Origin of the sequence: uncultured Campylobacter sp. (assembly GCF_937997535.1) — a bacterium.
Classification (GTDB): Bacteria; Campylobacterota; Campylobacteria; order Campylobacterales; family Campylobacteraceae; genus Campylobacter_B.
This window is the reverse complement of sequence record NZ_CALKTT010000069.1, coordinates 1-26,161: the sequence shown is the minus strand read 5'-3', so window position 1 is coordinate 26,161 and position 26,161 is coordinate 1. Positions and strand designations below refer to the sequence as shown.

Here is a 26,161-nt window from a genome sequence, read left to right as displayed (position 1 = left end):
GGGGGGGGGGGGGGGGGGTATAATTACACATATCTTTTATAAGGAGCAGGAGATGGCGACACCAAAAAATAGAGTAGGAAAAAACGGCGATAAAAGAGGAAGAGCAGGAAGTTATAGAACTCCCGCTCAAAGAGCCGGAGATAAAAAGCGTCGTAAAAAGTAGTGATCTCGCGCCGAAATTGGGTGCAAGATTAAAATTTAAAGCGCTGCGAGCCGAAACTCTCGGCGCTTTAATAAATTTTAAATCGTGCAAACAACCAAATGAATAAAATTTTAAAATTTCATCGCAAGAGAAGTTTATGAAATATGAAATAATCGACGTCCATACCGCGCTAGAGATCGTTTTTAAAAATTTTAAATGGACTTTGCTCATTGGAATTTTGCTGTTACCATTAGGCGTGGGTGCCGTGATTTTAGTGCTTTTGCCGTTTCAAAGCATTTTGATCTACAACAAAAACAAAAGATACCTGATCAATATGCAAACGGGCAAAATCACCTTCCTTAGAAGCGACGTTGAAAATAGCATTGTAGCCGTTTTGCTCTGCGCGCCGTATTGGAATTTAATGCGCAGCAGAACCGTCACGGCAGATCAAATCGAGGATATGCGCTTAGAGAAAAAAGAGGTAAAAAGCGCAAATATTTTTAAAATTTTCCTAGCGGTGACTAAATTTTTTAGGATGAGTTCCAAAAATGCTAAAACAGCTAGATTGGGGCGGCGCATTAATGACATCCAAACAAGATATTATCTCTACGTCTTAGGAAACTTCGGCTCGACGGGATTATATTTTTACGATAAACAAAAGCGCGACGAAGTACGCAACGCCATACGAGAATGCGTGCGTAAATTTAGCGCTAAAAATATAGATAGGAATTTATTCTGAGATGATAATTATAAATCGAATGTTTTCGGGCGGCTATTTGAACGAGAGCTTGGGGCACGAAATCATCAATCTTTTTAAGGCAGACAACGGCAGGCACTACATCTACGTAAATCCTTACGGCACGATAAACGAGGATGCGAAGGATGCACACAAAGTCCTTTTAGTGCGTGCTATCTCGAAACATTGTTTTGAAATTTTAGCTTGCGCTAGCGAGTTAAAGCTTCTTTTGGGCGATGAACTTTTTGTTAGCGGCAGAAAGCGTGGCGCTAAAGAGGAGCTTAAAAGACAATCCGAAATGATTGAAGCACAAAATATCGCTTACGGCGGTGTGCCTCTAAACGAGCTATTTGAAAGCGAAAACGATAGCCCCAATGCGGCGTATATAACATTTGAGACGTCGAATTTTAAAAAACCAAGATTTAAATTTTACATCGTTGATGATGAGAAACTGATAGACGAAACGCATTTTTTAGTGCCATTTAAATTTTTCCTCGCAATCTTTAAAGCAATATGTCCAGGGCGAAAGCGCGCTGGATAAAATTTTCGCGCCCGAGCTTTGGCAAGAGAACGATACTACGAAGCGGATCGGGCTAAATGAAATTTTAAATTTCAAAGCTAAAGAGCAAAATATCTTAGAGATAATCGGCAAGATGGACGATGAGTTAAGCTTTTCAAATTGGATAGTCTATTATTTGCGAAACGATGCGCAGCTATTTTTAAAATTTGCGAGCGAAATTTTACGGCTAAACATAAGCGAGGACGCGCAAATTTTAAGAGAATACAAAAATATAGATATTTTCATAAAAGATCAAAACCACGCAATCGTCATCGAAAATAAGATCAAATCCGGTATCAACGGGATAAGACACGATTTACAAGCGATGCTGTGCGCTCTCAGCTAGATAAATACTCAAAGATTGCCGATCAGCAGGATTCAGGCGGCAGAGCAAAGTGCTTTTTGCTTCTACCTGATTATAGCTATGCAGATAAAGAGTTAGCGAAATTTGATGAGTATGGACGCTATTCGGTCATAAGATACAGCGCGCTTTTGAGATTTTTTGAAGCTTGCGAATGCGGCTTAAAATTCTACGACGAATTCAAAGACGCGTTGCGAAAGCATGCGAGCGAATACAAAAAGGATTTTTATGAAATCATGGGGGAGCGGCTGATTATGATAATTTTGCGGCATAGAGGCTTATCGTCGTAATTTATATTGCAGTGCACAAAAGACATCCTAACATGCATAAATAAATTCCACTATTGATCGATCTGCATAAAGTCCCATATTTCTTAAATAGATTTAAAGCAACATTTAGCTATTATCACGCTTCATTTTTTCACAAAGGAAACCTAATGTTAGAAGGTATCGTTAGAGATAGTATCGGTAAAAGGGCCTCAAAATCCCTAAAACGAGATGGTTATCTAATCGCTAATATTTATGCGAAAGGATTTGAAAATATTAACGCAGCGTTTAAAGTAAACGACTTTATCAAAGCTATGCGCGCAAAAGAAGATCTTCCTTTCGAGGTTAGCGTGGGCGGTAAGACATATCGCGTCATAGTGCAAGAATACCAAAAGCACCCCGTTACAAATACCCTAACTCACGTAGATTTGCGAGTAGTTCAGGATGACGTCGTAAGCAAATATTTAGTGCCGGTTAAGGTAACTGGCGTCGCTAAAGGGCTAAAAAACAAAGGTATTTTGGTGCAATCCAAGCGCCGTATCGCCGTAAAATGCGCAGGCAAAGATCTACCAAACGATTTTACGCTCGATGTGAGCGATCTTGACGTAGGCGATTCGCTTTTGATCCGCGACATTCCGGTAAAAGAGGGCGTCAGCATCATTCTAGACGGCTCGGTAGCGGTAGTCGGAGTTACTTCGGCTAAATAGGGGCGCCTATGATACTGATCGCAGGACTTGGGAATCCTGCTCAGAAATACGCAGACACCAGACACAACGTCGGTTTTATGCTAATCGACGAAATTTTAAAGACGGGCGGCTTTAGTGAGCTTGGTGCGTCTAAATTCCAAGGCGAGCTTTTTAAAAAGGGCTCGCTGCTTCTTTTAAAACCCCAAACTTTTATGAACTTAAGCGGCAACTCCGTGAAGGCCGTGAATGATTTTTACAAGCCCGAGCGCATCATCGTAGTGCACGACGATATAGATTTGGATCTGGGCGCCGTTAAATTTAAAAAAGGCGGCAGTAGCGGCGGGCACAACGGGATCAAATCGATCGACGCGCTAATCGGCGCGGATTACGAGCGCGTGCGTATCGGCGTGGGCAAAAAACAGCAGGGGCAGGACGCGGCAAATTTCGTACTCGGAAATTTTAACGAAAGCGAGCGCGAGAAGCTGAGCGAGATTTTACCCTACGTCGCGCGCGCAGTAGAGGAGCTCATTTGCTCGGATATAGAGCAGATCGCGCAAAAATTTACGATTAAAAAGGCTAGGGTGTGAAGTTATACGTAAAATACGCGGCTCTTTCCTATCTGAAGTATTTTTTTATCCTGCTAATAGCTCTTGAGTGCTTTTACGTAGGCATTGATGTGCTTACCAATCTCAAAGATTTTCCCTCAAGCGCGAATACTGCTCTTTTGTATATTGCTCTAACCGCAGCGGTCGCGCTTAGCTACACGCTACCGCTAAGTCTTATTTTTGCGCTTATTTTGATGGGCTTTAATATGATCCGTAGCAACGAGCTGGTGAGCTTTTATGCGCTTGGGGTTAGTAAAAACGCTCTGATAATCCCTCCATTTTTGATTGCACTTGCAATTACTGCGAGCTTTATAGCTTTAAATTCCACCCCGTTCGCATACGCGCTAAAATTTCAAAAGAATTTAACCGATTTATCGCCTACGGGGGGAGATATGTTTTTGAAATTTGAGGGTAAATATATCTACATCAAAGCTCTAAACGGCAAAAACGCAAATGATATAACGATCTTTGATATAGGGGATAACTCCGTTGCTTCGCGCTCGCATGCAAGCTCTGGCGAATACGCAGGCAAAATTTGGCATCTGCGCGACGTAAATACCACTACTTTACCAGCGCAGCTTAAACTTGGAGGAAGTGGATTAAAAAGTAAGCTTAGCGCGCAGAGCGAGGCGCTTAAGGGCTTTGATCCAAGCTCAATTGCAAGCGTTTATGATACGAGTAATGTATATTCGATCAAGGATGCTTTGCGTTCGATCCGTACCTTTTCGCATCAAGGCGTGAATATCTCCACTATAAAAGCAAGCCTTTATAATATGATATTTTTTCCGTTATTTGCGCCTTTGGCGGTATTGGTTCTGTATTATTACCTGCCCGTTACGGGGCGATTTTTTAATCTCGCGCTACTAAGCTTTGGATTTTTTATCGCTACGCTATGCGCTTGGGGCGTGCTTTTCGTGTTGATTAGGTTTTCTCTCAACGGCGTCATCATCCCAGAACTTGGCATTATCGTGCCCATAACAGCGTTATTAGGCTTCGCGGCATTTTTAGTTTTTAAGCATCGTTAAGCCTTGATTTGTTAGAATGGCGCAAAATTTATCGGTGGAAATTCTATGGATTATTCAAGCTTAGCCCGCAAATACGGCACCCCTTTATACGTTTACGATTTTAACGAGATACAAAAGAATTTCATAGCGCTTAAAGAGGCCTTCGTAGCGCGCAAGTCGCTCGTTTGCTTCGCGATTAAGGCAAGCTCTAATTTAAGCATTTTAAAATTTCTATCGGATCTGGGCAGCGGCTTTGACTGCGTCAGCATAGGTGAGCTGCGCCGCGCTCTGTATATCGGCGCAAAGAGCTATAAGATCATATTTTCAGGCGTCGGTAAGCAAGATGGCGAGCTCGAGTTTGCGCTAAAGTCGGACATCTTGCTAATAAATTTAGAAAGCGAGGCCGAGATGCTGCGCCTCGAGCAAATCGCGCAAAATCTAAATAAGCCCGCTCGCATCAGCATCCGCGTAAATCCGAACGTTGATGCTAAGACCCACCCCTACATCTCTACGGGGCTAAATGAGAATAAATTCGGCGTCAGCATCGAGACCGCGCGCAAGATGTATATCTACGCCAAAAAGAGCAAATTTTTAAATCCCGTCGGTATCCACTTTCACATCGGCAGCCAGCTTACAGACATTTCTCCGATCTGCGACGCCGCAAAGATCGTAAGCGATCTGCTGCGCGAACTGCGAGCCCTTGAGATCGATATAAAATTTTTCGACGTGGGCGGCGGCATCGGCATCCGCTACGAGGATGAAAAACAGATCGTGCTCTACGACTACGCGCAAGGGATTTTAAAGAGCCTAAGCGGTCTAGATGTCACGATCGTGTGCGAGCCGGGGCGCTTCATCACGGGAGCAGCGGGCGTCTTCCTTACTCGCGTGCTTTATGAAAAACAAAACTGCGGCAAGCGCTTCGTCATCGTTGACGGCGCGATGAACGATCTCATACGCCCGAGTCTCTACGGCGCGCACCACGCCATCGAGATCGTTGGCGCTTCGGAGGGTATAAATTTAAACGAGCCCGATGCGAGCGAAGTAAATTTAGGCGGCAGAGGCTCGGATCAAATAAACGGTTCGTGTGCAGATCAAAAAAATTTGAGCGGCGCAAATTTAGCCGCAGCGAGCCTCTGCGACGTCGTGGGGCCGATCTGCGAAAGCGGCGATTTTTTGGCCAAAGGGGCGAGCCTGCCTAGCCTGCAAAGCGGCGATTTGCTCGCGATCAAAAGCGCCGGCGCCTACGGATTTTCGATGTCGAGCAACTACAACACCCGCTGCCGCGCCGCCGAGGTCGCGGTTTACGACGGGCAGGACCGCCTGATCAGAAAGCGCGAAAGCTTTGATGAGCTAATCGCGCTCGAAAAGGATCTCGTATGATCAGCGCGGCAAGACGCTTAAAACATGGCGCAATTTTAAATTTCAAACCCGAGCGCGTAGCGGCTTTAAATTTTAACGCAGCAGCAAGCACGGTCTTAAAATTTAAACGCACCGTCGCTTTAAATTCCGAGTCTGAACGCGCCGCCGCTTTAAATTTCAAATCCGAACAAAATGCGCCTCTAAATTTTACGCCAGAACGAAGCCCAGCTTTAAATTTTAACCGCGCCTCTTTAAATTTCAGATCCCGCTGCGACGAATTTTATCGCGTCTTCTTAGTGCGCGGAAGCTACGGCGCAGCTGTCCTAAGCGATGAAATTTTAAGTTCGCGAGGTCAAAATTTCAAAGCGTGCGACAAAAGAGGCAGCGTGAAATTTCTAAAATTCGCGCCGAAATTTAGGGGCGAGCAAAAGGAGGGTTGTGATGCAAAATATCGATGATCTGCGCGTTTGTATCGACAGGCTGGATGATGAAATTTTGCGCCTTATCGACGAGCGCATGGGGTTTGTCAAAAAGATCGGCGAGCTGAAGCAGACCGCGGGCAGCGCAATCTACCGCCCGGAGCGCGAGCGCTCGATCATCAGCAGGCTGGGCGGCGGAAAGGCGCGAAATTTAAGCAAAGAGGCGATCGAGGCGATATTTTTTGAAATTTTCTCGGTTTCGCGAAATTTAGAAAAGCCGCAGATCGTCGCGTTTTTAGGGCCTTTCGGCACCTATTCGCACCAAGCCGCCAAAAGCCGCTTCGGCGCGGTAAGCTCCTATCTACCGCTCTCAAATATCGAAGCCGTTTTTAAGGAGCTTGATAGCGGCGAGGCCAAATACGGCGTCGTGCCGATCGAAAATAACACCGAAGGCGCGGTGGGAGCGACGCTTGATTGCTTGCGAAAATACGAGGGCGTTAAGATCGTCGCCGAAATTTATATGGATATCCACCACTGCTTTGCGAGCCACTGCGACGACGTAAGCACGGTAGATCAGATATTCTCGCATCCGCAAGGATACAATCAGTGCCTTAAATTTTTAGACGATCACGGCCTTAGCGGCGTTAAATTTACCGCGACCAAATCGACTGCGCTTGCGGCGCAGATGGCAGCTGCCACGCCGCACTCCGCCGCGATCTGCTCCAAGATCGCCGCCGATCTTTACGGAGTGCCGATGATGTTTCAAAAGATCGAGGACAACTCTGCCAATCGCACGCGCTTTTTCGTGCTGAGCGACTTTAAAAACCAAAAGAGCGACCGCAACAAAACGAGCATCCTAGCCAAAACCGACGACCGCCCGGGCGGGCTCGTGGACTTTTTGCAGATGTTTCGCAACGAGGGGATAAATTTAACCAAATTAGAAAGCCGCCCGGTCAAGCTTAGGGATTTTAAAAGCGTCTTTTACATCGATTTTGAGGGGCATGTGGATGACGAACGCGTGGCGCGCGTGCTGCAAAATGCGCAGAAAAACGGCCACGAAGTCACCTGGCTGGGAAGCTATATAAACGGAGGGGAGTGATGAAATTTAACGAATTTGTAGAAAATCTAAGCAATTACGAAGCGGGCAAGCCGATCGAGCTTGTGGTGCGGGAGTTTGGTATCCGCAAGCAGGACGTGCTAAAGCTTGCCAGCAACGAAAATCCCTTCGGTACGAGCGAGGCGGTGCAGGAGGCAATCACGCAAAACGCGGCACGCGCGCATCTTTACCCCGATGATTCGATGTATGAGCTAAAGGGCGCGCTCGCCTTAAAATTCGGCGTAGAGCCGCAAAATATCATCATCGGCGCGGGCAGCGATCAGATCATCGAGTTTGCGCTGCATGCCAAGCTCAATTCGCGCCGCGCGATACTGCAGGCGGGCGTTACCTTTGCGATGTACGGCATCTACGCAAGCCATTGCGAGGCTAAAGTTTACAAAACTAGCGCGCAGGAGCACGATCTGGCTGAGCTTTTAAAAATTTATAACGCGCACAGAGATGAAATTTCGGTCATCTTTTTGTGCGTGCCGAACAATCCGCTGGGCGAATGCTTGGATGCGGAGGCGGTGTATGAGTTCGCTCGTAGCGTGGATGAGAACACGCTTTTGGTGATAGATGCTGCGTACAACGAATTTGCGGCGTTTAAAGATGAACGCAAAAAGCTCGATCCAAAATTTTTAATTCAAAATTTTAAAAACGTGCTCTATCTAGGCACCTTCTCGAAGGTTTACGGCCTAGGCGGTATGCGCGTAGGCTACGGCATCGCGCCGCACGCGATCATAAGCGCACTTTATAAGCTGCGCCCGCCCTTTAACATCACGACGCTTAGCCTTGCAGCGGCGGTTGCGGCGCTAAAAGACGAGGCTTTTGTGCAAAAGAGCTTGCAAAACAACGCCGCGCAGATGAGCCGCTTCGAGGATTTTGCGAGCGAGCGAAATTTAGAATTTAGCCCTAGCTATGCAAATTTCATCACGTTTAAACTTAGCCCGCCAATAGATAGCAGCGAGCTTTGCGATAGGCTTCTGCGCCGCGGCATCATAATTCGAAATTTAAAAAGCTACGGGCTAAACGCCGTACGTATCACGATCGGCTCGCAGGGGCAAAACGATCGCGTCTTGGGCGCTCTGGGAGAAATTTTAAGTGGATATTAAAAATAAAAGCCTAGAGGAGCTGCGGGAGCTCTGTGCACAGATCAGAGCGCGCATCATCGAAGTCGTGAGTAAAAACGGCGGTCATCTAAGCTCAAACATGGGCGCCGTCGAGCTCATCGTGGCGATGCACTACGTATTCGACGCCGCGAGCGATCCGTTTATCTTCGACGTGAGCCATCAAAGCTACGCGCACAAGCTTTTGACGGACCGCTGGGAGGAGTTCGGCTCGCTTAGGCAGTTCGGCGGTATCAGCGGCTACACGAAGCCTAGCGAGAGTAAATTTGATTACTTCGTCGCAGGACACGCCTCAACCTCGATCTCTTTAGCCGTGGGCGCGGCAAAAGCGATAAGCCTAAAGCGCGAAAATCGCGTGCCGGTGGTGCTCATCGGCGACGGATCTATGAGCGGCGGTATGACCTATGAGGCGATGAACGAGCTCGGCGATCTGCGCCTGCCCTGCATCATCATCCTAAACGACAACAAAATGAGTATCAGCAAGCCGATCGGCGCCTTTAGCAAATACCTAAGCCAAGCGATGGCGGGCGAGACCTATCAAAAATTTAAATCCCACGTAAGAGAGCTGCTCTCCCACGCTCCGCAAAGCGCGACATATATGGCAAAGCGCTTTGAAAATTCCTTAAAGCTCATCATCCCTGGGATGTATTTTGAGGAGCTTGGGCTTGATTACATCGGTCCCGTGGACGGGCATAATCTAGAGGATCTAATATCGGCGCTAAAGACGGCAAAAAGCGCGCGTAAGCCCGTCGTCGTGCACGCTCAGACGATCAAAGGCAAAGGCTACGACAAGGCCGAGGGCTATTTGGAGAGCTGGCACGGCGTAGGGCCTTTCGATATTCAAAGCGGAGAATTTAAGAAAAAATCCGCCGCCAAAAGTGCCACGCAAATTTATGCCGAAGCGCTTTTAAATTTGGCCGCTAAGCATGAAAACGTCGTGGGCGTGACCGCTGCGATGCCAAGCGGCACGGGTATGGATAAGCTGATCGAGAAATTTCCCCACCGCTTCTGGGACGTCGCGATCGCCGAACCTCACGCGCTAAGCTCGATGGCTGCGATGGCGCGCGAAGGTTTTAAGCCGTACGTTACGATATATTCGACCTTTATGCAGCGCGCGTTCGATCAGATCGTCCATGACGCGGCGATTATGAATCTAAGCTTAGTCCTTGCCATGGATCGCGCGGGCATCGTGGGCGAGGACGGCGAGACGCACGAGGGGGTCTTTGACGTGAGCTTCTTAAATGCGATTCCGAACGTCAGCATGTGCGCGCCGCGGGACGAGGCGAGCTTCAAACGGATCATCGAGTACTCCTACGCGCACGAGGGGGTTTTGGCGATCCGCTATCCGCGCGGAAGCTTTATCTTGGACTGCGATGAGACTGGCGCGTCTGCAGTAGAGTTTGCAAAATCGGTGTTTTTAAAGCGCAGTGATAGCGCGCGCGTAGCGTTCATCGGCTATGGAAACGGAGCGGGTAGAGCGTATAAAACGGCTGCGGCGCTGGAGGGACAGATGGAGGCGGACGTAGTGGATCTAGTCTTTGCAAAGCCTTTGGACGGCGAGTTTTTGCGAAGCTTGGCTCGCAAAGATAAAATTTGGTACGTCTTTAGCGACAATGCTAAAAAAGGCGGCGTAGGTGAAATTTTAAGCGCATTTTTGCAAGAAAATGAAATTTCGGACGTAAAGATCGTGAGCTTCGAGTTTGCCGATATCTTTTTACCGCACGGCAAGACCGCCGACGTGGAGCGTAGCTTGGGCTTGGATATCCAAACTCTAACCGAGCGAATATTAAGTGATAAAAAGTATTAGTTAATATCAACTTTGTTTAAAGTAAAATTTGATAATATCACTTTAAAATTTTTTGAAGGACAAAAATGAGCCACGTAGAACTACTCAAAACTTGCGGTTTGAAAGCAACTCCTCAAAGATTGTGCATCCTAAAGGTGCTAGATCGCCACGAACATCCAAGTATAGATGACCTATACGAGGGGATCAAGGAGGACTATCCATCTATTTCGCTAGCGACGGTTTATAAAAATTTAAATACCCTGCTCGACGAAGGGGTCGTAGTCGAGGTCAATGCGCCGAATAAAAAGAGCCGCTACGACATTTATCAGATGCCGCACATCCACGTCGTATGCGAAAAATGCGGCAATGTCACGGATCTTTTCATGGATGATGCCTTTAATAAGGACGTTTTGAAAAACATCGAGCGCAAAGCTGGCAATTTCATCCGCAAGCTAAATATCACCGCTACGGTCGAAGACTGCGAAAAGTGTAGATAGTTTAAAGAATTTTCTGCTATTATTACCCACTTTATTTTTGGAGCGGGTATGCAAACTAAGCGTAAATTTTTATTGAGCGACGATTCGATTCTGCGGACGCTAGAGCGTGCGGGGCTGAAATGTCGCAAGGTAAAGATCGCTTGGTTTTATACTTCGTTCTATCCCGAAATTTACTACATCCGCCAAAATGACGAATGCTCTTTGCACCATAAAAAAGAGGACCTCGACAGACAAACTTTAAATTTTAAAATTTCAAAAGATGATTTCAAAGAGGCTTTAAAAAGCAGGATCGCCCGCGTCGTGCAAAAGAACCGCTACGGCTTTGCCAGTGACGAAGCGGAGTTTTGGCTAGAGCTTTACGGCGGCGAGCTAAGCACGCTCGCGATTTTACGAGCGAAATTTCAAAACGAGGCGGCAAGCGCAAATTTTGATTTTGCAAAAATCTTCGGTAGCACCGATTTTTGCGAGATCACCGACGATTACCGCTACAAAAGCCGCTATCTGGCGCGCTACGGCGTACCGCCGCGCTCGCTTGATTTCGCGCACGCCCGCAACGTTTTTAAAAAATTTAGCCGAGTTAAATTTTTCGCTCCGCCCTATGCGGACAGCGTTAAGCTAGCGCGTTTGGCGCTTGAGCTGGCATGGACGAGGGCATGTGCCGCAAAAAGCGAGTATCAAAAAAACCTAGCCCCCGAAGCGCTTCACGAGCTACGCGTGCAGATACGTAAATTTAGAGCCATTTTGAAGCTATCCGCGCCACTTTTCGAAGCTGAAAAAAAGGATGAAATTTTAAAACTCCTCGCAGAATTTATGAGTCGCACCAATCAGCTGCGAGACCTTCACGTTTTTGCGGAGTTTTTAAAAGCCGACGACGCGCCTGCGAGCTTTTTGCAGCAGCTAAATCTTATCGCGAAGCGCTCGGAGGATAAAATTTTGGAATTTCTTTCTAGCGCGGAATTTACGAATTTAAGCGGCGCTATTAGCGGCTTTCTAAGCGGCGCGGACGGCATCTACGCGCGCAGCGAATATGAAAAAATTTCAAAAAAGTTCGCCTCCGCCCGCCTTTGCAAGCTGATTAAAAGCTTGCGCGCAGAGCTAAAAAATTTAAAGCAAGGCTCATCTCTACAGGCATTTCACGACGCGCGCATAGGACTAAAGAGGCTGCGATACGCGCTTGAAATTTTTGCAAGAAGCTTTGATGAAGGCTGCGTCAGGGAGCTGTTTAAACGCACCAAGGCCGCCTGCGAGGATTTCGGCGCGCTGCAAGATATCAGCGTGTGGCAAAATTTTATCGCGATCTATCAAAAAGCAAGCGATAAAAGCGGCGTCGCGTTTGCGTATATGCTGGCTCTGGATGCCCGCTTAAACGACCGCCGCGCCGAGCTGGAAGAAAAAATTTTAAATGAAAAAGAGGCTCTTTTGCGCGCTCTAAAAAAATCGCTGCGCAAAATCAAAGCATACGAATAAGGAAAGCCCGTGCAAAAACAGGAAAAAATCATAAAGATGTTCGATGAGATCGCGCCTACCTACGATCTGGCAAACCGCGCCATCAGCTTCGGCGTGGACGTTTCGTGGCGCAAAAAAGCGGTTGAGCTGACGCTTGAAAAGCTTAAAGGAAGGCTCGTGAGTATCGCCGACGTCGCGTGCGGCACGGGCGATATGATAAGCTCGTGGCGCGACGGCGCGGCGCAGTACGGCGTGCAGATCGAGCGGATCGTGGGGATCGATCCGAGCGAGGGGATGCTTGAGGTAGCGAGGCAAAAATTCCCTAGCTGCGAGTTTATCAAAGCAACCGCGGGCGCTACGACGCTAGATGATGCTAGCATGGATATTTTAAGCATCAGCTACGGCATAAGAAACGTCGTGGAGCTGGACGCAGCGCTTGCGGAGTTTAATCGGATCATAAAACCGGGCGGCTCGCTCGTGGTTTTGGAATTTACCAAAGCCGCAAGCGGCGGGCTCGCGTTTAAAATCAGAGATTTTTACGTGAGCAAAATTTTACCCAAAATCGGCGCCTTCATCTCGAAAAACAAAGAAGCCTACGAGTATCTGCCAAGCTCCATCGGCAGCTTCCTAGACGCCGCGAGTTTTAGCGAAAAGCTCAAAAACGCGGGCTTTGAGCTGCGCGTACAAAAGGGCTTCAGCTTCGACGTCAGCACGCTTTTCATCGCGGAGAAAATCGCGCAAAAGAGCGACGATGCTTAGCGTAAGCGAGCTAAATGCCCAAGCCAAGGCGCTTTTAGAGACGAGCTTTAGCTTCGTTGAGGTCGAGGGCGAGATATCTAAGTTTAGAATTCAAAGCACGAGCGGGCACTGGTATTTTACGATCAAAGACGCAAGCGCAGCGATCGATTGCGCGATGTTTAAATTTAGCGCCGCGCGGATAAATTTCATCCCAGCCGTCGGCGATAAGCTCATCGTAAGCGGCAAGGTCTCGCTATACGCCCCCACGGGCGCGTATCAGATCCAGGCCTCAAACATCCGTAAAAGCGGCGAGGGCGAGCTGGAAGCGGCGTTTGCCGCGCTAAAAGAAAGGCTTAGCAAAGAGGGGCTTTTTGATGCCGCGCACAAAAAACAGCTTCCGAAATTTGCCCAAAGCATCGCGATCATCACGAGCGCGGGCTCCGCAGCGCAAGCGGATATGCTTCGCACGGCGCAGGACCGCTTCGCGCTTTGCAAGATCGATATGTATAACGCACTAGTGCAAGGCGAAGGCGCTCCTGCTTCGATCATAAGCGCGCTGCGTGCAGCTGACGCGAAGGGCTACGATGCGATCGTCATCGCTCGCGGCGGCGGTTCGCGCGAGGATCTGTGGTGCTTCAACGACGAGGTCTTGGCGCGCGCGATCTACGCAGCCAAAACGCCCGTCATCTCGGCGGTCGGACACGAGATCGATTTTAGTATCAGCGATTTCGTAGCCGATCACCGAAGCCTCACGCCCACCGCCGCGATGATCGATCTGCTGCCCGATATTTGCGCGATCTTTCAGAGCTTAGACGGCGTAAGCGACGCCTTTGATAGGCTGATAAAAGATAAAATTTCATCCGCACAAAACGCGCTGAGCCTCGCAGCTTTAGAGCTTAGATCAAAATCTATCGAGCCAAAAATTTCAGGCTCGATTGCGGGGCTTTCAAATTTAGAGCTTAAATTTAAAAGCTTCGTGACTTCCAAGCTAAGCGCCGCAGAGCACGCGCTAAGCGCCAAGGACGAACTTTTGGCGCAAAAGGCGAAATTTTTTGAGATCACAAAGGACCTCGTTCAAATCCAAAAGGGCGGCAAAACGGTAGCTCTAGGCGAGCTTGCCGCGGGCGACGAGTTCGTCCTTTGCTCACAGCAGCTCAGCAAAAATGCAAAAATCATCTAAAGGAGGCAAAATGGATAGGGTTTTAAATTTTAGCGCAGGACCTAGCACCATCCCGCTGGGCGTGCTAAAGCAGGCGCAAGAGGAGTTGCTAAACTACGCAGGGCGCGGATTTTCGATAATGGAGATCTCGCACCGCACAAAAATTTTCGAGGAAGTTTTGCATAGTGCGATGGACCGCGTACGCGATCTCTACGGCTTTTCGGATGATTTTACGATTTTGTTTTTGCAAGGCGGTGCGAGCCTTCAGTTCGCGCAGGTGCCGATGAACCTATACGCAGGCGGCGTCGCAGAATACGCCAACACGGGTAACTGGACAAGCAAAGCGATCAAGGAAGCGGGCGTGCTCGGCATAAACTACCGCGTGGTCGCAAGCAGCGAGGAGAGCAAATTCGACCGCATCCCGGAGGTTAAATTCTCTGACGGCGCGGACTACGGCTACATCTGCTCGAACAACACGATCTACGGCACGCAGTATCCGCAGCTGCCGCAGTGCGGCTGTCCGCTCGTAGTAGATAGCTCGAGCGATCTGTTTTCGCGCCCCGTGGATCTTAGCAGCGTGGGGATGTTTTACGGCGGTATTCAGAAAAACGGCGGCCCCGCGGGCGTTACGATGGTAGCGATCCGCAAGGATCTGCTGGACCGCGCAAACCCAAAAACGCCCATGATCCTGCGCTACAAGACGCAGGCGGACGCGGACTCTATGAGCAACACCCCAAATACCTTCGGAATTTACATGCTAAATTTAATGCTCGGCTGGATCAAGGACGAGATCGGCGGGCTCGCGGCGATGCATGAGCGCAACAAGCGCAAAGCGGCGCTACTCTACGGCGCGATTGATGCCAGCGGCGGCTTCTACCGCGGCCACGCGCAAAAGGACAGCCGTAGCCTGATGAACGTGAGCTTTAATATCGCAGACGCCGCGCTTGAGCCCGTTTTTGTCGCGCAGGCAGAGGCAGAGGGGATGATCGGACTTAAAGGACACCGCGTCTTAGGCGGCATCCGCGCCTCGATCTACAACGCGATAAACTACGAGGACGTTGAAAAACTAGTCACTTTTATGAGCGAGTTTGCGCGCAAAAACGGCTAGCGGCGGTTAAATTTAGAGGGTTTGAACGCGGCTCGCGCTTATAGACGAGATTGTTTAGGATCCGCGCTTACCTTGTCGCTGAGCTAGTATTTGCCATAGTCCTCGCTTTTATAGCCGGTATTTTACGGCAGAAATAGCTTTGATTCGGCTTGGATTTTGCCGCTAGAATTTTATTGAAGACAAAATTTTATGATGTTAAAATTTTGCATTGGATGAAGTCTGATGGCTTCGATTTTGCAGCGGCGAGCGGGACTTGGCGCTGATGGGATTTATAGGTAGGATTTAATATCTAAAACGCTATTATCGGTGTTCGAGGATGGAAGGCGGTTTATTTATGTAGGCGCAGGTTTAGCGTATCTAGCGCCTAAATTTAAACTTAACCCTAAAAACAGGCAAAATTAAACGAAAGGATTTAAATGAGTTTTAAGAGATTTTTTGCAGTAGCGCTTGTGGCGGGCGCTTTCGCTTCGGTGAGCGCAGAGGCTAGCGCTGCTGGGGATTTTTGTATCAAAAATGGCGGCGAGCTGATCGTCCGCAAAGACGGCAACGGCGTGGATTACACCGTTTGTAAGCTGCCTGACGGCACTATGATCGACGCTGAAGAATTTTATAAAACAGGCGGCGATTTGAGTAAATTTAAGAGCGTAAATCGATAGAATTTTATCGCTTGCGAAATTTGCAGCAGCGAAATTCCATAAAATTCTGCGTCAAAATTCCTCTTTAAAATTTAGATTAATTCTAACTAGCAAGCATTAGCGCAAGTAAATTATTTGGGTATCTCATACAAAGTGAGGGCAGCAGAGTGATGGAAAAAATTCAATTATCCAAATATCAACGATGTGTGGAGATTTTGCTCTAGCAAGGTGCTGAAAGCGGCGGCTACGCAAAGCAGAAATATTTTAAGCGATTTGACGCAACGTAGACAACCTGCTAGATTGCTTGATTACGACGCAGGTTTTTTGGATATGCGATAAGCATTTGTGCCCATACTTGCTGAACTTAAATTTTAGCCGTTCGTGGGCGTAGCTCACTTCCTTTTTTTAAAAGGCTCAGATTTTAGCCGCTCGTGGGCGCCATTCGCTTCCTTGCCTGCGTAAATTTAGCGAGTGAAAACCACGACCTCGCCGCGCTCAAACGTGATCTGCCGTCCCGCTAGATACAGCTCGAAGTAGGGCTTCAAAAAGTCCTCCTGCGGCTTTTGCGCGTAGTTTGGATACTGCAAGTACGCCGATAGCAGGTAGTCACAGTTGATCGAATAGTACGCCTCGCCGAGCACCCATAGCTTCGCATCGAGCTTAGGCGCGTCTATCATCCACTCCGTGATCGCCTCATAGACGGCGTCCGCAAGCTCATCTTTGTTATGCGCAAAATCAAAACCTTCCTGCACGCGAGCGGATTTTATCTGCTCAAGCATCTTTAAAAGCTCACTCTTGCCTAGAAATTCGGCAAAAATTTTTAAATTTCGAACGTACGCTAAAGCTAAGCTCTTAAGCGCTTCGTCGTCAAATTTTGGATCCTGCGGCGGGCAAAAATACCCGGGCGCCACGCCCTGATCGAACGCCTCTCGCGTTTGCTGCGCCGTGACTGCGTAGATCGGCATTATGCGCGCTTGCAGCTCAGCGCCGTTTTGCAGCGGCGCAAACACCGCTCTCACGCCCGCACCGTCAGGCATAAAGCACTGAAAAAGCCCGTAAAGCTTATCCTGCAGATCGATCTCTTCGCAATCTAAGCTTAAATCTAGCCCCACAGCCTCGTCAATGCCGCGCGCGTACTCAAAATTCGTCATTTTCGCCCCTTTAAATTTTAATCGTCAAAGCGTTTGCGTGGAATTTTACCTAAATTTTGCGTATTTGCCGAATTAAAATTTACGCGCGATGAGACTTTTGTAGAATTTAAAATTTAGCGGTTCGGTTTGGGCTCGGTACCGCGACAAAGCGGCGGGGCGATGAGCGGCGACGGGTTGTCGTGCGGGCGGTTAGTAGCGGTGGATGGGTATCGCGCGGCGGGAGAGCGGCGCCTAACGGCGAGACCTACGGCGCGTGACGACAGGGGTAGCCGATGATCGCGACCGCAGCGCTCGCGGGCTACTTGCTCACTTGCTCGCAGAAGCGGATTTTTCGCGCTCAGGCCGTCGCAAAATGGCGGGCGGTGTATTGGATGACGGCAGCACTCGCAGCACTCGCAGTCGCTTACAAAAACGGGCTTTTCGCCGCTCAGAGCGCGCATTAGCGACGCAAGGTCGGCGGCATTGTTTGATCCGTTGCGCGTGAAATGAAATTTTATCGTTTAAATTCTAGAGCAAGACCTACGCCTGCGGCGGCAAATTTGCTTGTAAGAATGAAATTCGTCGTTCAAATTTAGCAAAGATAAAATTTTTAAATCGTGTAAATCGCGAGAGGGGACGACGGGCAATGATTTGATTTTGTTCGCGTCGCGCAGTATTTAGGCGACGCTACACGATTAAATTTTATTCTATCCCCGCAAATGCTGCTTTTGCGTCCGCCAGATCCTTCTCGTCGGGGTGTTTCGCAGCCTCTGCCCAGCGCGCAAGTCGCTCGGGGGTAATAGGGTGGGGCGAGTTACCGCTAGCCGCCATTTTGCGCATCATTTCAAGTAGATTCGTATCGATCGCGCCCTGGCAGGCAAACTCCCTTATAATCTCGTTGCCGTTTGCTTTAAGCCCCTCTTCAAAGGTATCCAGGCACTTGCGCGAGTGCTCGCCGTCCGGCTCCGCGCCCAGAGTCATAAAAACGCCAAGCTTCTTGCCGTGAATCTTGCGTAAAAAGCGCATAAATTTCGCTTCAGCCTCGCCCTTATCGACGTAAAAGCCCAAGGCTATGAAATCGTAGTCATCGACCTCGCCTTCAAAGTCGCGGAAATTTAGACTCTCGCAGCCCAGTTGCTCGGCGATCGCGTCGCCCACCTTTTTCGTGTTACCCGTTTGCGAGGTGTAAAGCACGATTTTTTTCATACAAAGTCCTTTCTAATGATGTTTGCTATCTCTTCGTTGATGTTGTTGCCCCAAAAAATTCCGTTCAAGTTTAAGATCGATCTTTGATCTTTTAGCTCCAAAAGCCCCCAGCTCTCAAATTCTTTGAGCTTTTGCACCGCTTCGTCGTAAATGCTCGCACTCAGAGCCTCTTTTAGCTCGTTTAAGCTTACGATCGGGTATTGGAACAGATTGTTTAGCACGCTATATTTTGCCTCGCGCTCATCGATTCGCGAGATCATCTTGTGCCCCGACACGCCGTAAATTCCGAAGCCCGCTACGTGTCCGCCCGCGCCGTTGCCGATAGGCAGGATATCCGTACCCTTGTGGCTTAGCTTGATGTAGCCGTAGTTGTCGCGCCCTTTTCGAGCAAGTTTGGTAAGCTCCAAAACCTCGAAATTCCCGCTTTGCAGTAGCGCCTCTGCAAAGGCATGGTGCAGCTTTTTATCGGTCGGCAGATTGTAGTAGGAGGTGTCGATCTTTTTGGATAACTCCGAGCCTTCGAAAAACATCAGCGAGTAAAAGCTAGCGCTATCTAGACCTAGCTCATTTACGTAATTAGCATCTGCGATCGCCTCCTCTACGCTTTCGTTCGGGAAGTTGTAGATGATGTCGCAGCAGAGCATGCCGTCAAATTTTTCTCTAAGATCTTTTAGCCGCTCGATTGCGCGAGCGGGCTTATGCACGCGGTTTAAAAGCGCGCGCCCCTGTCTGCTGAAGGTCTGCACGCCGATGCTAAAGCGATTTACGCCGAAGCTTTGTAGAGCGAGCGCTTTTTGCGTATCTAGATTATGCAGCGTGGTTTCTATGCTGATCTCGCAGTCGTCCGCGATCTTAAAATTTTTATGCAGCGCGTCCAGAACCTTTTCAAAGTGCGCTTCGCTAAATACACTCGGCGTGCCGCCGCCGAAGTAGATACTTTTAACGTTTTTGGTATCGAAGTAGGGCATCTCGCCGTAGTCTTTGATCTGGCGGATTAAAAATTTAGCGTATTCGTCCAGCTCGTCGCCGAGTTTGGAGCGCATCATTGAACAAAACGAGCAGATGTTGTCGCAAAAGGGCACATGCAGATAGATCACGCAGTCGCTGTCTTTGGCGGGCTGCTCTAGCGCGTCGAATAGCTCGTTTTCGCTCGCAGAAACGCTCTCGAAAAGTTTGGAGCGGTGGTGGGATTTAATGCGTTCTTTAAACATCTATTTCGTTGCCTCCGCGTAAATTTCATCCACCGTCTCGCCGATCTGCGGGCTTCCACGCAAGATGAGCGTCGGGGCCTTTAAAATTTTGCCCGATTTTACCGCTTTGGTATTTCTAAGGATCGGATTTGCTTTTAAAAAATCCTCCGTCTCGCCGCCTACGATGATCATAATATCGGGGTTTTGCTCCAAGATGTATTCTGCGGATACCGAAGGCGTGCTGCCCTTTAGGCCGTCTGCGATATTTTTGGCGCCTAGGCGAGCGAAAATATCGCCTACTAGGGTTTTATCGTTAAAGGCCATAGTGGCGTTTGAGCCGAAAAATAGCGCTACTTTTTTGCCGCGAAGAGCGGGTTTATCTGCAAAAATTCCATCCATCCGCGCGCAAATTTTATCCGCCTCGCTCTCTTTTTTTACGATCGCCGCAACCTTCTTTACGTTTTGGCAGATGTCTGCGGTGGAGTTTGCATCCATCGCAAGGCTCTTAAGTCCCAGCTTTTGTAGATTTTCGCTAACGCCCGCGGAGTGAAAGCTCGTGATAACCAGATCGGGCTTAAGCTCGACGATCTTTTCGAGGTTGGGCTTTACGTAGGTGCCTACGCTTGGTAGTTTTGCGGTTTCTGCCTCCGGGCGGATCTTGCTCATCGAAGTGGTGGCGATCGCAGCGATCTGATCCTGCGCGCCTAAAGCGTAGATGATCTCGACTGCGGCGGGGTCGAGCACTACCAGGCCTTTGGCGAGCGCAAAACTCGCCGAAAGCAAAGCTATAAGAATTTTTTTCATAATTTCTCCTTTTTGGGTAGTATAAACTTTACCCCGTTTTCTTCTACTATTAGGGCGTCAAAGCCGTAAATTTCTTTTATGATCTGCGGCGTAAAAAGCTCGCTCGCGCTACCGCGATACCTCACTGCGCCGTCTTTTAGCATCAAAATTTCATTGCAAAAAAGCGAGGCTAAATTTAGATCGTGCAGCACGATGACGCTCGTTAAATTTAAAGAGCGCGTTAGGCTTTCGCAGATGCTCATCGCCTCGATGGCGTAGTTCATATCTAGCGCGCCGGTGGGCTCGTCAAGCAGTAAAATTTCAGGCTCGCTAACGAGCGCTCTGGCAAGCAGCACCCGCCCAAACTCCCCGCCGCTTAGCTCAAACGCGCTGCGATCTAGGAATTTTTTCACGTCCAAAAGCTCTGCCATCTGCTCCACTTTAGCGTGATCGCTCGCATCGTAGCCGCTAAAGGCGCTTTTTAATCGGCAAAATCTGCCCGCAAGCAAAATTTCCTTCACGCTAAGCGGCGCGGCGAGGGCCGTTTTTTGCGGTACGAAGCCGATGAGCGCCGCAAGCTCTTTAAGGCCGTATTCGCTCGCTCTTTTGCCGTTTATTTCGATGATCCCGCTTGCAGGCTTTAAAATTTGCAAGATATTTTTTAGCAATGTGCTCTTGCCGCAGCCGTTGGGACCCAAAATCCCGTAAAATTTGCCCCGTTTTAAATTTAGCTCGATGCCTCGCAAAATCGCCCGCTTGCCGTAGCTGAAGTTTAGCGCCGAAATTTTCATGCATGCTTCCTAAACGCGAGGTATAGGAAAAAGGGCGCGCCGAAAAAGGAGGTCACCACGCCGATCGGAATTTCTACCGGTGAGAGGATGTTTTTGGCTATGACGTCGCAAAACAAAAGAAAAAGCCCGCCCGTAAGCGCGCTAGCGGGGATCAGCACGGCGTTGCTAGACGTGCGAAGCGCCATGCGAAGCGTGTGCGGAATGATGAGCCCCACAAAGCCTATCATCCCCGTAAACGCGACTGAAAAGCCGATGATGAGCGAGGAGACGATGAGCAGGCTTTTTTTGGACTTCTCGACGTTGAGTCCGAGCGACTTCGCCTCCTCGTCGCCGTTTAAGATGATATTTAGCTCGTGGCGCTTTGCGTAAAAATACGCCATGCAAAACAGCAGCGGCGGCAGCAAAAGCGCGATCTTTTGCCAGTTTGCGCCGCCTAGATAGCCCATCATCCACGCCGTAATCCTAAAACTATCCTCTCCGATTAGATAGACCGCAAAGGATGTAAATGCGCCCAAAAAGGACGATACGGCGATGCCTACGATCAGCAGAGTAGAGATTGAGCGGGTATGGGCTGCGAGCTTAAAGATCACGAGTGAAAGCCCGCTGGCGGCCAAAAACGCGAAAATTCCGTAAAAAACGTCGCTAAGCCCCAGTAGGTAGGCTATGACCGCGCCGAAGGTCGCTGCCGAAGCGATGCCGATGATGTAGGGGTCCGCAAGCGGGTTTAAAAACACACTTTGCACAACCACCCCCGAAGTTGCCAACAGCGCGCCTATTAAAATTCCAAGCACGAGGCGCGGCAGGCGCATTTGCGTTAGAATCAGTTCCTTGGTCTCGTCTATCTCGCCGAAGGTGAAAAATTTTACGATGTCGCCCAGTGAAATGCTCGCCCCACCGCTACTTACGGCTACTAAAGCAAGCAATATAAAAGCTACGATTAGAAAGAGATAAAATTTAAAGCTCATAGCCCACCAGGCGAACTATACGCGCAGATTTCGTCGCGGCGGATATTTTAAAATTTAAGCGGCGTCGGGAATTTATGCATGCGGAATTTATGAAATTCTCGCGGCTGGCGCAATTATTTTTGCAGCTTACATAGCTTTTGATATCAGCGCGAAAAAGTACGTAGCCGCACACCTGATTCGGCATAAATTTCCTCCTAAAAGTATTCGCGATTTTTATTAAGAAATTAAAATCGTTATCATGGGATTTTATCGCTTGATTTCTTAAACCGCGATAAATTCTATAACGGCTAAGAGCTGAGGAGTTAAATTTAGGTCGATTAAATGTTAAAATTTCGCGCGTCTCCAAGCCGCCTATTTAAATTTGACATTCAAAATTTAGGCGTTAAATTTAAACGCCGAAAGAGCTCTTTTTAATTTCGCGATTCAGCTTTAAATTATAAAAACGCCGATAAAATACGCACTAAATTTTATTTAACGAGCCCAGCTTTAAAGCCGCAAGCCGTTTTGTTAAACGACGAATTGCGCCAAAGCCGCTCGCTAAGCTTTAAGGAGTGAGCATGAAATTTTGGCAAAAGATCCTTTGGGCGGCGGTTGCCGTCATAGGGGCGTGGTGTTTCGGCGTACTTGCACTAAATAAAGGCGAGAGCATCAGCGCCGTCTGGCTTGTAGTGGCCAGCGCGTGCATCTATCTGATCGGATACACCTTCTACGGGCGCTTTATCGCGTATCGCGTCTTTGAGCTGGACGATCGCCGTGCAACTCCTGCGGTTATCCGAAACGACGGGCGTGATTACGTTCCTACGAACAAATACGTCCTTTTCGGCCACCATTTCGCCGCTATCGCAGGCGCCGGACCACTCGTAGGCCCGGTAGTAGCCGCGCAAATGGGCTATCTGCCCGGCATGATCTGGCTTTTGGTAGGCGTCGTGCTCGCAGGCGCGGTGCATGATTTCATCGTGCTCGTGCTCTCCACGCGCCGCGGAGGCAAGAGCCTCGGCGAGATGATCAAAGATGAGATGGGCAAGCTTACTGGCGGCATCGCGATGATCGGAATTTTTTTCATCATGCTGATCATCGTGGCGATCTTGGCGATGGTTGTCGTAAAGGCGCTCGCGAACTCTCCGTGGGGGCTTTTTACGATCGCGATGACGATACCGATCGCCCTGTTTATGGGAGTTTATATGAGGTTCTTGCGCCCGGGCAAGGTCAGCGAGGCATCGATCATCGGCTTTGTTTTGCTGATGCTTTCGCTTTGGGGCGGGCATTACGTGGCGATCGATCCGTACTGGCACGACGTCTTTTCGCTAAAGGGCGAGACGCTCGCGCTCCTTACGATCGGCTACGGCTTTGTAGCGGCGATTTTGCCAGTGTGGCTGCTGCTCGCGCCGCGCGATTATCTAAGCACCTTCCTTAAGCTTGGCGTCATCATCGGCATGGCGGTCGCGATAATCTTTGTCGCACCCGAGCTTAAAATGCCCGCTACGACGAAATTTATCGACGGCACGGGTCCCGTTTTTGCAGGTCCGATATTTCCATTTTTGTTTATCACGATCGCATGCGGCGCGATTTCGGGCTTTCACGCGCTGATCTCCAGCGGCACGACGCCGAAGATGCTTGAGCGCGAAACCCACGCTCTTTTCATCGGCTACGGCTCGATGCTTATGGAAAGCCTCGTGGGCGTAATGGCGCTTGTGGCTGCGTGCATCCTAAGCCCGGGCGAATACTTCGCTATCAACTCGCCCGCTGCGGTACTTGGCAAAGACGCGGTAAGCGCCGCGGCGTATATAAACTCTATCGGATTTAGCATCACGCCCGATCAGATCGGCACCTTGGCTTCAAACGTCGGCGAAACCACGATGATGAGCCGCACGGGCGGCGCTCCTACCTTTGCGATGGGGCTAACGATGCTGCTGCATCAGATCATCGGCGGCAAGGAGTTGATGGCGTTTTGGTACCATTTCGCAATTTTGTTTGAGGCGCTGTTTATTCTGACCGCGGTCGATGCGGGCACGCGCACCGGTCGCTTTATGGTGCAAGAAATTTTAGGCAACGTCTATAAGCCCTTTTCCGATACCAAAAATTTCCTCTGCGGCATCATCGCGACGGTGATCTGCGTGGCGGGCTGGGGCTATCTGCTCTACAGCGGCGTTACCGATCCTATGGGCGGAATTTACACGCTGTGGCCGCTTTTCGGCGCGTCCAATCAGATGCTCGCGGGTATCGCGCTGCTGCTTGCGACGGTGGTGCTTTTTAAAATGGGCAAGCAAAAATACACCTTCGTTACGATCGCTCCTGCGATCTGGGTGCTTATAACCACGCTTTATGCGGCGATCTTGAAGTTGATGCCGGCTAACGGCGAGCGCGTGCACGACGCTGTAAGCCACGTGGCTATCGCGCAAAACACCGCCGCCAAGCTCGCTAGCCTAAGCGATCCTGCGGCGATCGAAAAGGCGCAGGCTATCATCAGAAATAACGTCATCGACGCCGTGCTATGTGCTCTTTTCGTCGTCGTTACGATCATCGTCATCGCTCAAACGATCCGAATGTGCCTTAAAATTTCAAAGGGCGGCGCGAGCGAGGGATATTTCAAGCTAGCAGAAAGCGAGTACGTAGATAGGGGCGTTTATGAAAAAGTTTAAATTTAATCCGCTCGCAGTCCCGAAGGCCGTGGCGAGGTTTTTGGCGCGCGCGGATGCCGCACTTGCGCCGCTCATCGGGCTCGGCGATTACGAGGGCTACCTGCGCCATTTCAGAAGCGCCCATCCTGACGAAGTCCCGCTAAGCAAGGCGGAATTTTTCCGCGCGATGCAAGATAGCAAGGCAAAAAACGTCAAGTGCTGATAGCGGCGAAAGGGCGCGGTCGCGCCGTACAAATCGCCGACCCGCGACGCTTTGCCGTCATATCACGGAATTTCGCCGCGGATTTGAAATTTTAATTTATACTAGGGCGCGGATAAAGTGTGCGAACGAGGTTAAATTTAGCACGCCGCGCAAACCGCCTCCGAGAAAATTTGACTAGCGGCATGTGAGATCGTGAAATTTAGCACATCACACTGCGAAATTTGACGCATAAGGTTGCGAAATTTCACCGCCGCCTTATTGTTTAATTACGATTATTTGTCGCCCTTGCAGCTATTTGTATTACCGTTTTGGTAAATTACTTTAAATTTAAGCCTGTATTTCATAAAATAGCGAAATTTTCAATAAGGATCAGATCATGAAAAAAGCGATTTGGATTTTCTTAAGTGCGGCAACCCTGCTTGCTACTGAGGTGAATGTCGTTATCCAAAAGCTACAAAGCGAATGCGAGCAAAATAACACGGAAAGCTGCATTAATCTCGGGGCCTTGTATGAGCGGGGTGAGGAGGGTGTAAAGCAAGATTATAAAAAAGCAAACGAGCTATATTCCAAAGCGTGTGATTTGGGGGATAATCTAGGATGTCTTGTTCTGGGTAGTTTATGTTTGGTAGACGCGGATTATAAAAAAGCGATTGAATTATTTACGAAAGTATGCGATTCGGGCATGAGTAGGGGCTGCCGTAACGTCGGTAATATGTATGATGGTTACAGAGGCGTAGGCAGAGATGCAAAGCTCGCGAAGGAGTATTTTCGCAAAGCGTGCAATTTAGGGGATCAGCTCGGCTGCGATGACTACAAACGGCTAAGCGAGCTAGGATATTAAATTTAAATGCGCGCCGAAAATTTGAAATTTTAAATTTAGAATAGGGTGCGGATAAGAGGCGCGAGCGAGGTTAAATTTAGCACGCCGCACAAACCGCCGCCGAGTGAAATTTAGACTAGCCACGCGGCGTAAATTTTAAAATGATTAAATTTTAAGGCGCCGCGCAGCCCGCAAGTCTTTTCTGCGCTAGCCAAAAGCTCGCAGACTTTAAAATTTGAAATTCCAAAATCCATAAAGTAGAATTTCGCGCCATGTCATTTCGTGGGCGAGATTTATGCGGCAAAATTCGGCGAGCGCAGGGTAAATTTACCCTGCACCGAAAACGCAGAGTAAATTTAGAATACATTAAGAACATAAGAAAGGAGGAGGGTTTAATATTAAAATTACTTCCTGGCTATTTTTGATATTCTTTAATTCGAACGTGGAGCATCTGGTATTACCAGACGATTCTTAGATCTGCTCAAGAAAACAGCGTCGTGGGCATGTCTTAAATTAACAGCTTCGACACTATTTTCATCGGCTGGAACTTTCTCTTTATATTTTTCTATAATAGCCTTGGCTTCGTCCAAGTGTTCCATATAATACTTGACCGAATACGCCATACTCTTTTCCTCTACGACCGTTTTAGCGTTCACGCAATTTTTATAGGAGTTGCTTCCATCTTTAAGGGTATTAAAATCACACT

General features: G+C 48.9%; 29 protein-coding genes. 22 read left to right on the top strand and 7 right to left on the bottom strand.

Annotation, left to right across the window (positions count from 1 at the left end; translation table 11 throughout):
* Positions 1-299: 299 nt before the first annotated feature.
* From Q0117_RS06665 to Q0117_RS06580, 18 genes are all read left to right on the top strand, one after another.
* Positions 300-881, top strand: coding sequence for a hypothetical protein (locus Q0117_RS06665; protein ID WP_297923969.1), 582 nt, complete (start codon positions 300-302; stop codon positions 879-881).
* A gap of 1 nt (position 882) precedes the next feature.
* Positions 883-1,419 carry a hypothetical protein gene (locus Q0117_RS06660; protein ID WP_297923967.1) on the top strand — a complete coding sequence of 179 codons (537 nt, stop codon included), beginning with the start codon at positions 883-885 and terminating at the stop codon, positions 1,417-1,419.
* A 112-nt stretch (positions 1,420-1,531) separates the two neighbouring features.
* The gene (locus Q0117_RS06655; protein WP_297923965.1) at positions 1,532-1,783 is read left to right on the top strand and encodes a PD-(D/E)XK nuclease family protein; all 252 of its coding nucleotides are present in this window, start codon (positions 1,532-1,534) and stop codon (positions 1,781-1,783) included.
* A complete protein-coding gene (locus Q0117_RS06650; protein WP_297923963.1) occupies positions 1,768-2,088 on the top strand; it encodes a hypothetical protein in 321 nt (106 codons plus the stop codon). Before Q0117_RS06655 ends, Q0117_RS06650 begins: the two co-directional genes overlap by 16 nt.
* 146 nt (positions 2,089-2,234) lie before the next feature.
* On the top strand, positions 2,235-2,771 hold the full coding sequence (locus Q0117_RS06645) for a 50S ribosomal protein L25/general stress protein Ctc (protein ID WP_177388523.1): 537 nt from the start codon (positions 2,235-2,237) through the stop codon (positions 2,769-2,771).
* Between the two features lie 8 nt (positions 2,772-2,779).
* Positions 2,780-3,337 carry an aminoacyl-tRNA hydrolase gene (pth, locus tag Q0117_RS06640; protein ID WP_297923961.1) on the top strand — a complete coding sequence of 186 codons (558 nt, stop codon included), beginning with the start codon at positions 2,780-2,782 and terminating at the stop codon, positions 3,335-3,337.
* On the top strand, positions 3,334-4,380 hold the full coding sequence (locus Q0117_RS06635) for an LptF/LptG family permease (RefSeq protein WP_297923960.1): 1,047 nt from the start codon (positions 3,334-3,336) through the stop codon (positions 4,378-4,380). Before pth ends, Q0117_RS06635 begins: the two co-directional genes overlap by 4 nt.
* Positions 4,381-4,425: 45 nt before the next feature.
* A complete protein-coding gene (gene lysA / locus Q0117_RS06630) occupies positions 4,426-5,739 on the top strand; it encodes a diaminopimelate decarboxylase (RefSeq protein ID WP_297923958.1) in 1,314 nt (437 codons plus the stop codon).
* Positions 5,736-6,176 (top strand): hypothetical protein, encoded by a 441-nt coding sequence (locus Q0117_RS06625; protein WP_297923956.1) that lies wholly within the window; start codon positions 5,736-5,738, stop codon positions 6,174-6,176. Before lysA ends, Q0117_RS06625 begins: the two co-directional genes overlap by 4 nt.
* Positions 6,160-7,236 carry a prephenate dehydratase gene (gene pheA, locus Q0117_RS06620; protein ID WP_297923954.1) on the top strand — a complete coding sequence of 359 codons (1,077 nt, stop codon included), beginning with the start codon at positions 6,160-6,162 and terminating at the stop codon, positions 7,234-7,236. The genes Q0117_RS06625 and pheA overlap by 17 nt, the downstream gene beginning before the upstream one ends.
* Complete coding sequence (gene hisC, locus Q0117_RS06615) at positions 7,236-8,345, top strand: histidinol-phosphate transaminase (protein WP_297923952.1); 1,110 nt, start codon at positions 7,236-7,238, stop codon at positions 8,343-8,345. The genes pheA and hisC overlap by 1 nt, the downstream gene beginning before the upstream one ends.
* Positions 8,335-10,167, top strand: a complete 1,833-nt coding sequence (dxs, locus tag Q0117_RS06610; protein WP_297923951.1) for a 1-deoxy-D-xylulose-5-phosphate synthase — start codon at positions 8,335-8,337, stop codon at positions 10,165-10,167. Before hisC ends, dxs begins: the two co-directional genes overlap by 11 nt.
* Positions 10,168-10,232: 65 nt before the next feature.
* Entirely contained in the window at positions 10,233-10,643 is a 411-nt protein-coding gene (locus tag Q0117_RS06605; protein ID WP_005869540.1) for a Fur family transcriptional regulator, read from the top strand.
* Between the two features lie 48 nt (positions 10,644-10,691).
* Positions 10,692-12,110, top strand: coding sequence for a CHAD domain-containing protein (locus tag Q0117_RS06600; RefSeq protein ID WP_297923949.1), 1,419 nt, complete (start codon positions 10,692-10,694; stop codon positions 12,108-12,110).
* Positions 12,111-12,119: 9 nt separating this feature from the next.
* Positions 12,120-12,848, top strand: a complete 729-nt coding sequence (gene ubiE / locus Q0117_RS06595) for a bifunctional demethylmenaquinone methyltransferase/2-methoxy-6-polyprenyl-1,4-benzoquinol methylase UbiE (protein WP_297923947.1) — start codon at positions 12,120-12,122, stop codon at positions 12,846-12,848.
* Complete coding sequence (gene xseA, locus Q0117_RS06590; RefSeq protein WP_297923945.1) at positions 12,841-14,007, top strand: exodeoxyribonuclease VII large subunit; 1,167 nt, start codon at positions 12,841-12,843, stop codon at positions 14,005-14,007. Before ubiE ends, xseA begins: the two co-directional genes overlap by 8 nt.
* A gap of 10 nt (positions 14,008-14,017) precedes the next feature.
* Positions 14,018-15,094, top strand: coding sequence for a 3-phosphoserine/phosphohydroxythreonine transaminase (gene serC, locus Q0117_RS06585; protein ID WP_297923943.1), 1,077 nt, complete (start codon positions 14,018-14,020; stop codon positions 15,092-15,094).
* Between the two features lie 416 nt (positions 15,095-15,510).
* On the top strand, positions 15,511-15,750 hold the full coding sequence (locus tag Q0117_RS06580; RefSeq protein WP_297880494.1) for a DUF333 domain-containing protein: 240 nt from the start codon (positions 15,511-15,513) through the stop codon (positions 15,748-15,750).
* Positions 15,751-16,193: 443 nt separating this feature from the next.
* Here the strand turns inward: Q0117_RS06580 and Q0117_RS06575 are convergent, their stop codons facing one another.
* On the bottom strand, positions 16,194-16,880 hold the full coding sequence (locus tag Q0117_RS06575) for a hypothetical protein (RefSeq protein WP_297923941.1): 687 nt from the start codon (positions 16,878-16,880) through the stop codon (positions 16,194-16,196).
* Between the two features lie 272 nt (positions 16,881-17,152).
* On the opposite strand from Q0117_RS06575, the gene Q0117_RS06570 reads away from it, so the two are divergent.
* Positions 17,153-17,323, top strand: a complete 171-nt coding sequence (locus Q0117_RS06570; protein WP_297923939.1) for a hypothetical protein — start codon at positions 17,153-17,155, stop codon at positions 17,321-17,323.
* A 238-nt stretch (positions 17,324-17,561) separates the two neighbouring features.
* On the opposite strand, the gene Q0117_RS06565 is transcribed toward Q0117_RS06570, so the two are convergent.
* The 5 genes from Q0117_RS06565 to Q0117_RS06545 are packed head-to-tail and all read right to left on the bottom strand — an operon-like array spanning position 17,562 to position 21,794.
* Positions 17,562-18,065 (bottom strand): flavodoxin family protein, encoded by a 504-nt coding sequence (locus Q0117_RS06565; RefSeq protein WP_297923937.1) that lies wholly within the window; start codon positions 18,063-18,065, stop codon positions 17,562-17,564.
* On the bottom strand, positions 18,062-19,276 hold the full coding sequence (locus Q0117_RS06560) for a radical SAM protein (RefSeq protein ID WP_297923935.1): 1,215 nt from the start codon (positions 19,274-19,276) through the stop codon (positions 18,062-18,064). Before Q0117_RS06560 ends, Q0117_RS06565 begins: the two co-directional genes overlap by 4 nt.
* Entirely contained in the window at positions 19,277-20,059 is a 783-nt protein-coding gene (locus Q0117_RS06555) for an ABC transporter substrate-binding protein (RefSeq protein ID WP_297923909.1), read from the bottom strand.
* The gene (locus Q0117_RS06550) at positions 20,056-20,829 is read right to left on the bottom strand and encodes an ABC transporter ATP-binding protein (RefSeq protein WP_297923907.1); all 774 of its coding nucleotides are present in this window, start codon (positions 20,827-20,829) and stop codon (positions 20,056-20,058) included. Before Q0117_RS06550 ends, Q0117_RS06555 begins: the two co-directional genes overlap by 4 nt.
* On the bottom strand, positions 20,826-21,794 hold the full coding sequence (locus Q0117_RS06545) for an iron ABC transporter permease (RefSeq protein WP_297923905.1): 969 nt from the start codon (positions 21,792-21,794) through the stop codon (positions 20,826-20,828). Before Q0117_RS06545 ends, Q0117_RS06550 begins: the two co-directional genes overlap by 4 nt.
* A gap of 557 nt (positions 21,795-22,351) precedes the next feature.
* Between Q0117_RS06545 and Q0117_RS06540 the strand changes: the two genes are divergently transcribed.
* From Q0117_RS06540 to Q0117_RS06530, 3 genes are all read left to right on the top strand, one after another.
* Complete coding sequence (locus tag Q0117_RS06540; protein WP_297923902.1) at positions 22,352-24,433, top strand: carbon starvation CstA family protein; 2,082 nt, start codon at positions 22,352-22,354, stop codon at positions 24,431-24,433.
* Positions 24,420-24,635 carry a KCU-star family selenoprotein gene (gene kcuS / locus Q0117_RS06535; RefSeq protein ID WP_297923900.1) on the top strand — a complete coding sequence of 72 codons (216 nt, stop codon included), beginning with the start codon at positions 24,420-24,422 and terminating at the stop codon, positions 24,633-24,635. Before Q0117_RS06540 ends, kcuS begins: the two co-directional genes overlap by 14 nt.
* A 376-nt stretch (positions 24,636-25,011) precedes the next feature.
* Positions 25,012-25,476, top strand: a complete 465-nt coding sequence (locus Q0117_RS06530; RefSeq protein WP_297923898.1) for a tetratricopeptide repeat protein — start codon at positions 25,012-25,014, stop codon at positions 25,474-25,476.
* Positions 25,477-25,886: 410 nt separating this feature from the next.
* On the opposite strand, the gene Q0117_RS06525 is transcribed toward Q0117_RS06530, so the two are convergent.
* Positions 25,887-26,161 (bottom strand): hypothetical protein (locus tag Q0117_RS06525; RefSeq protein WP_297923896.1); only part of this gene is annotated, 275 nt, incomplete at its 5' end.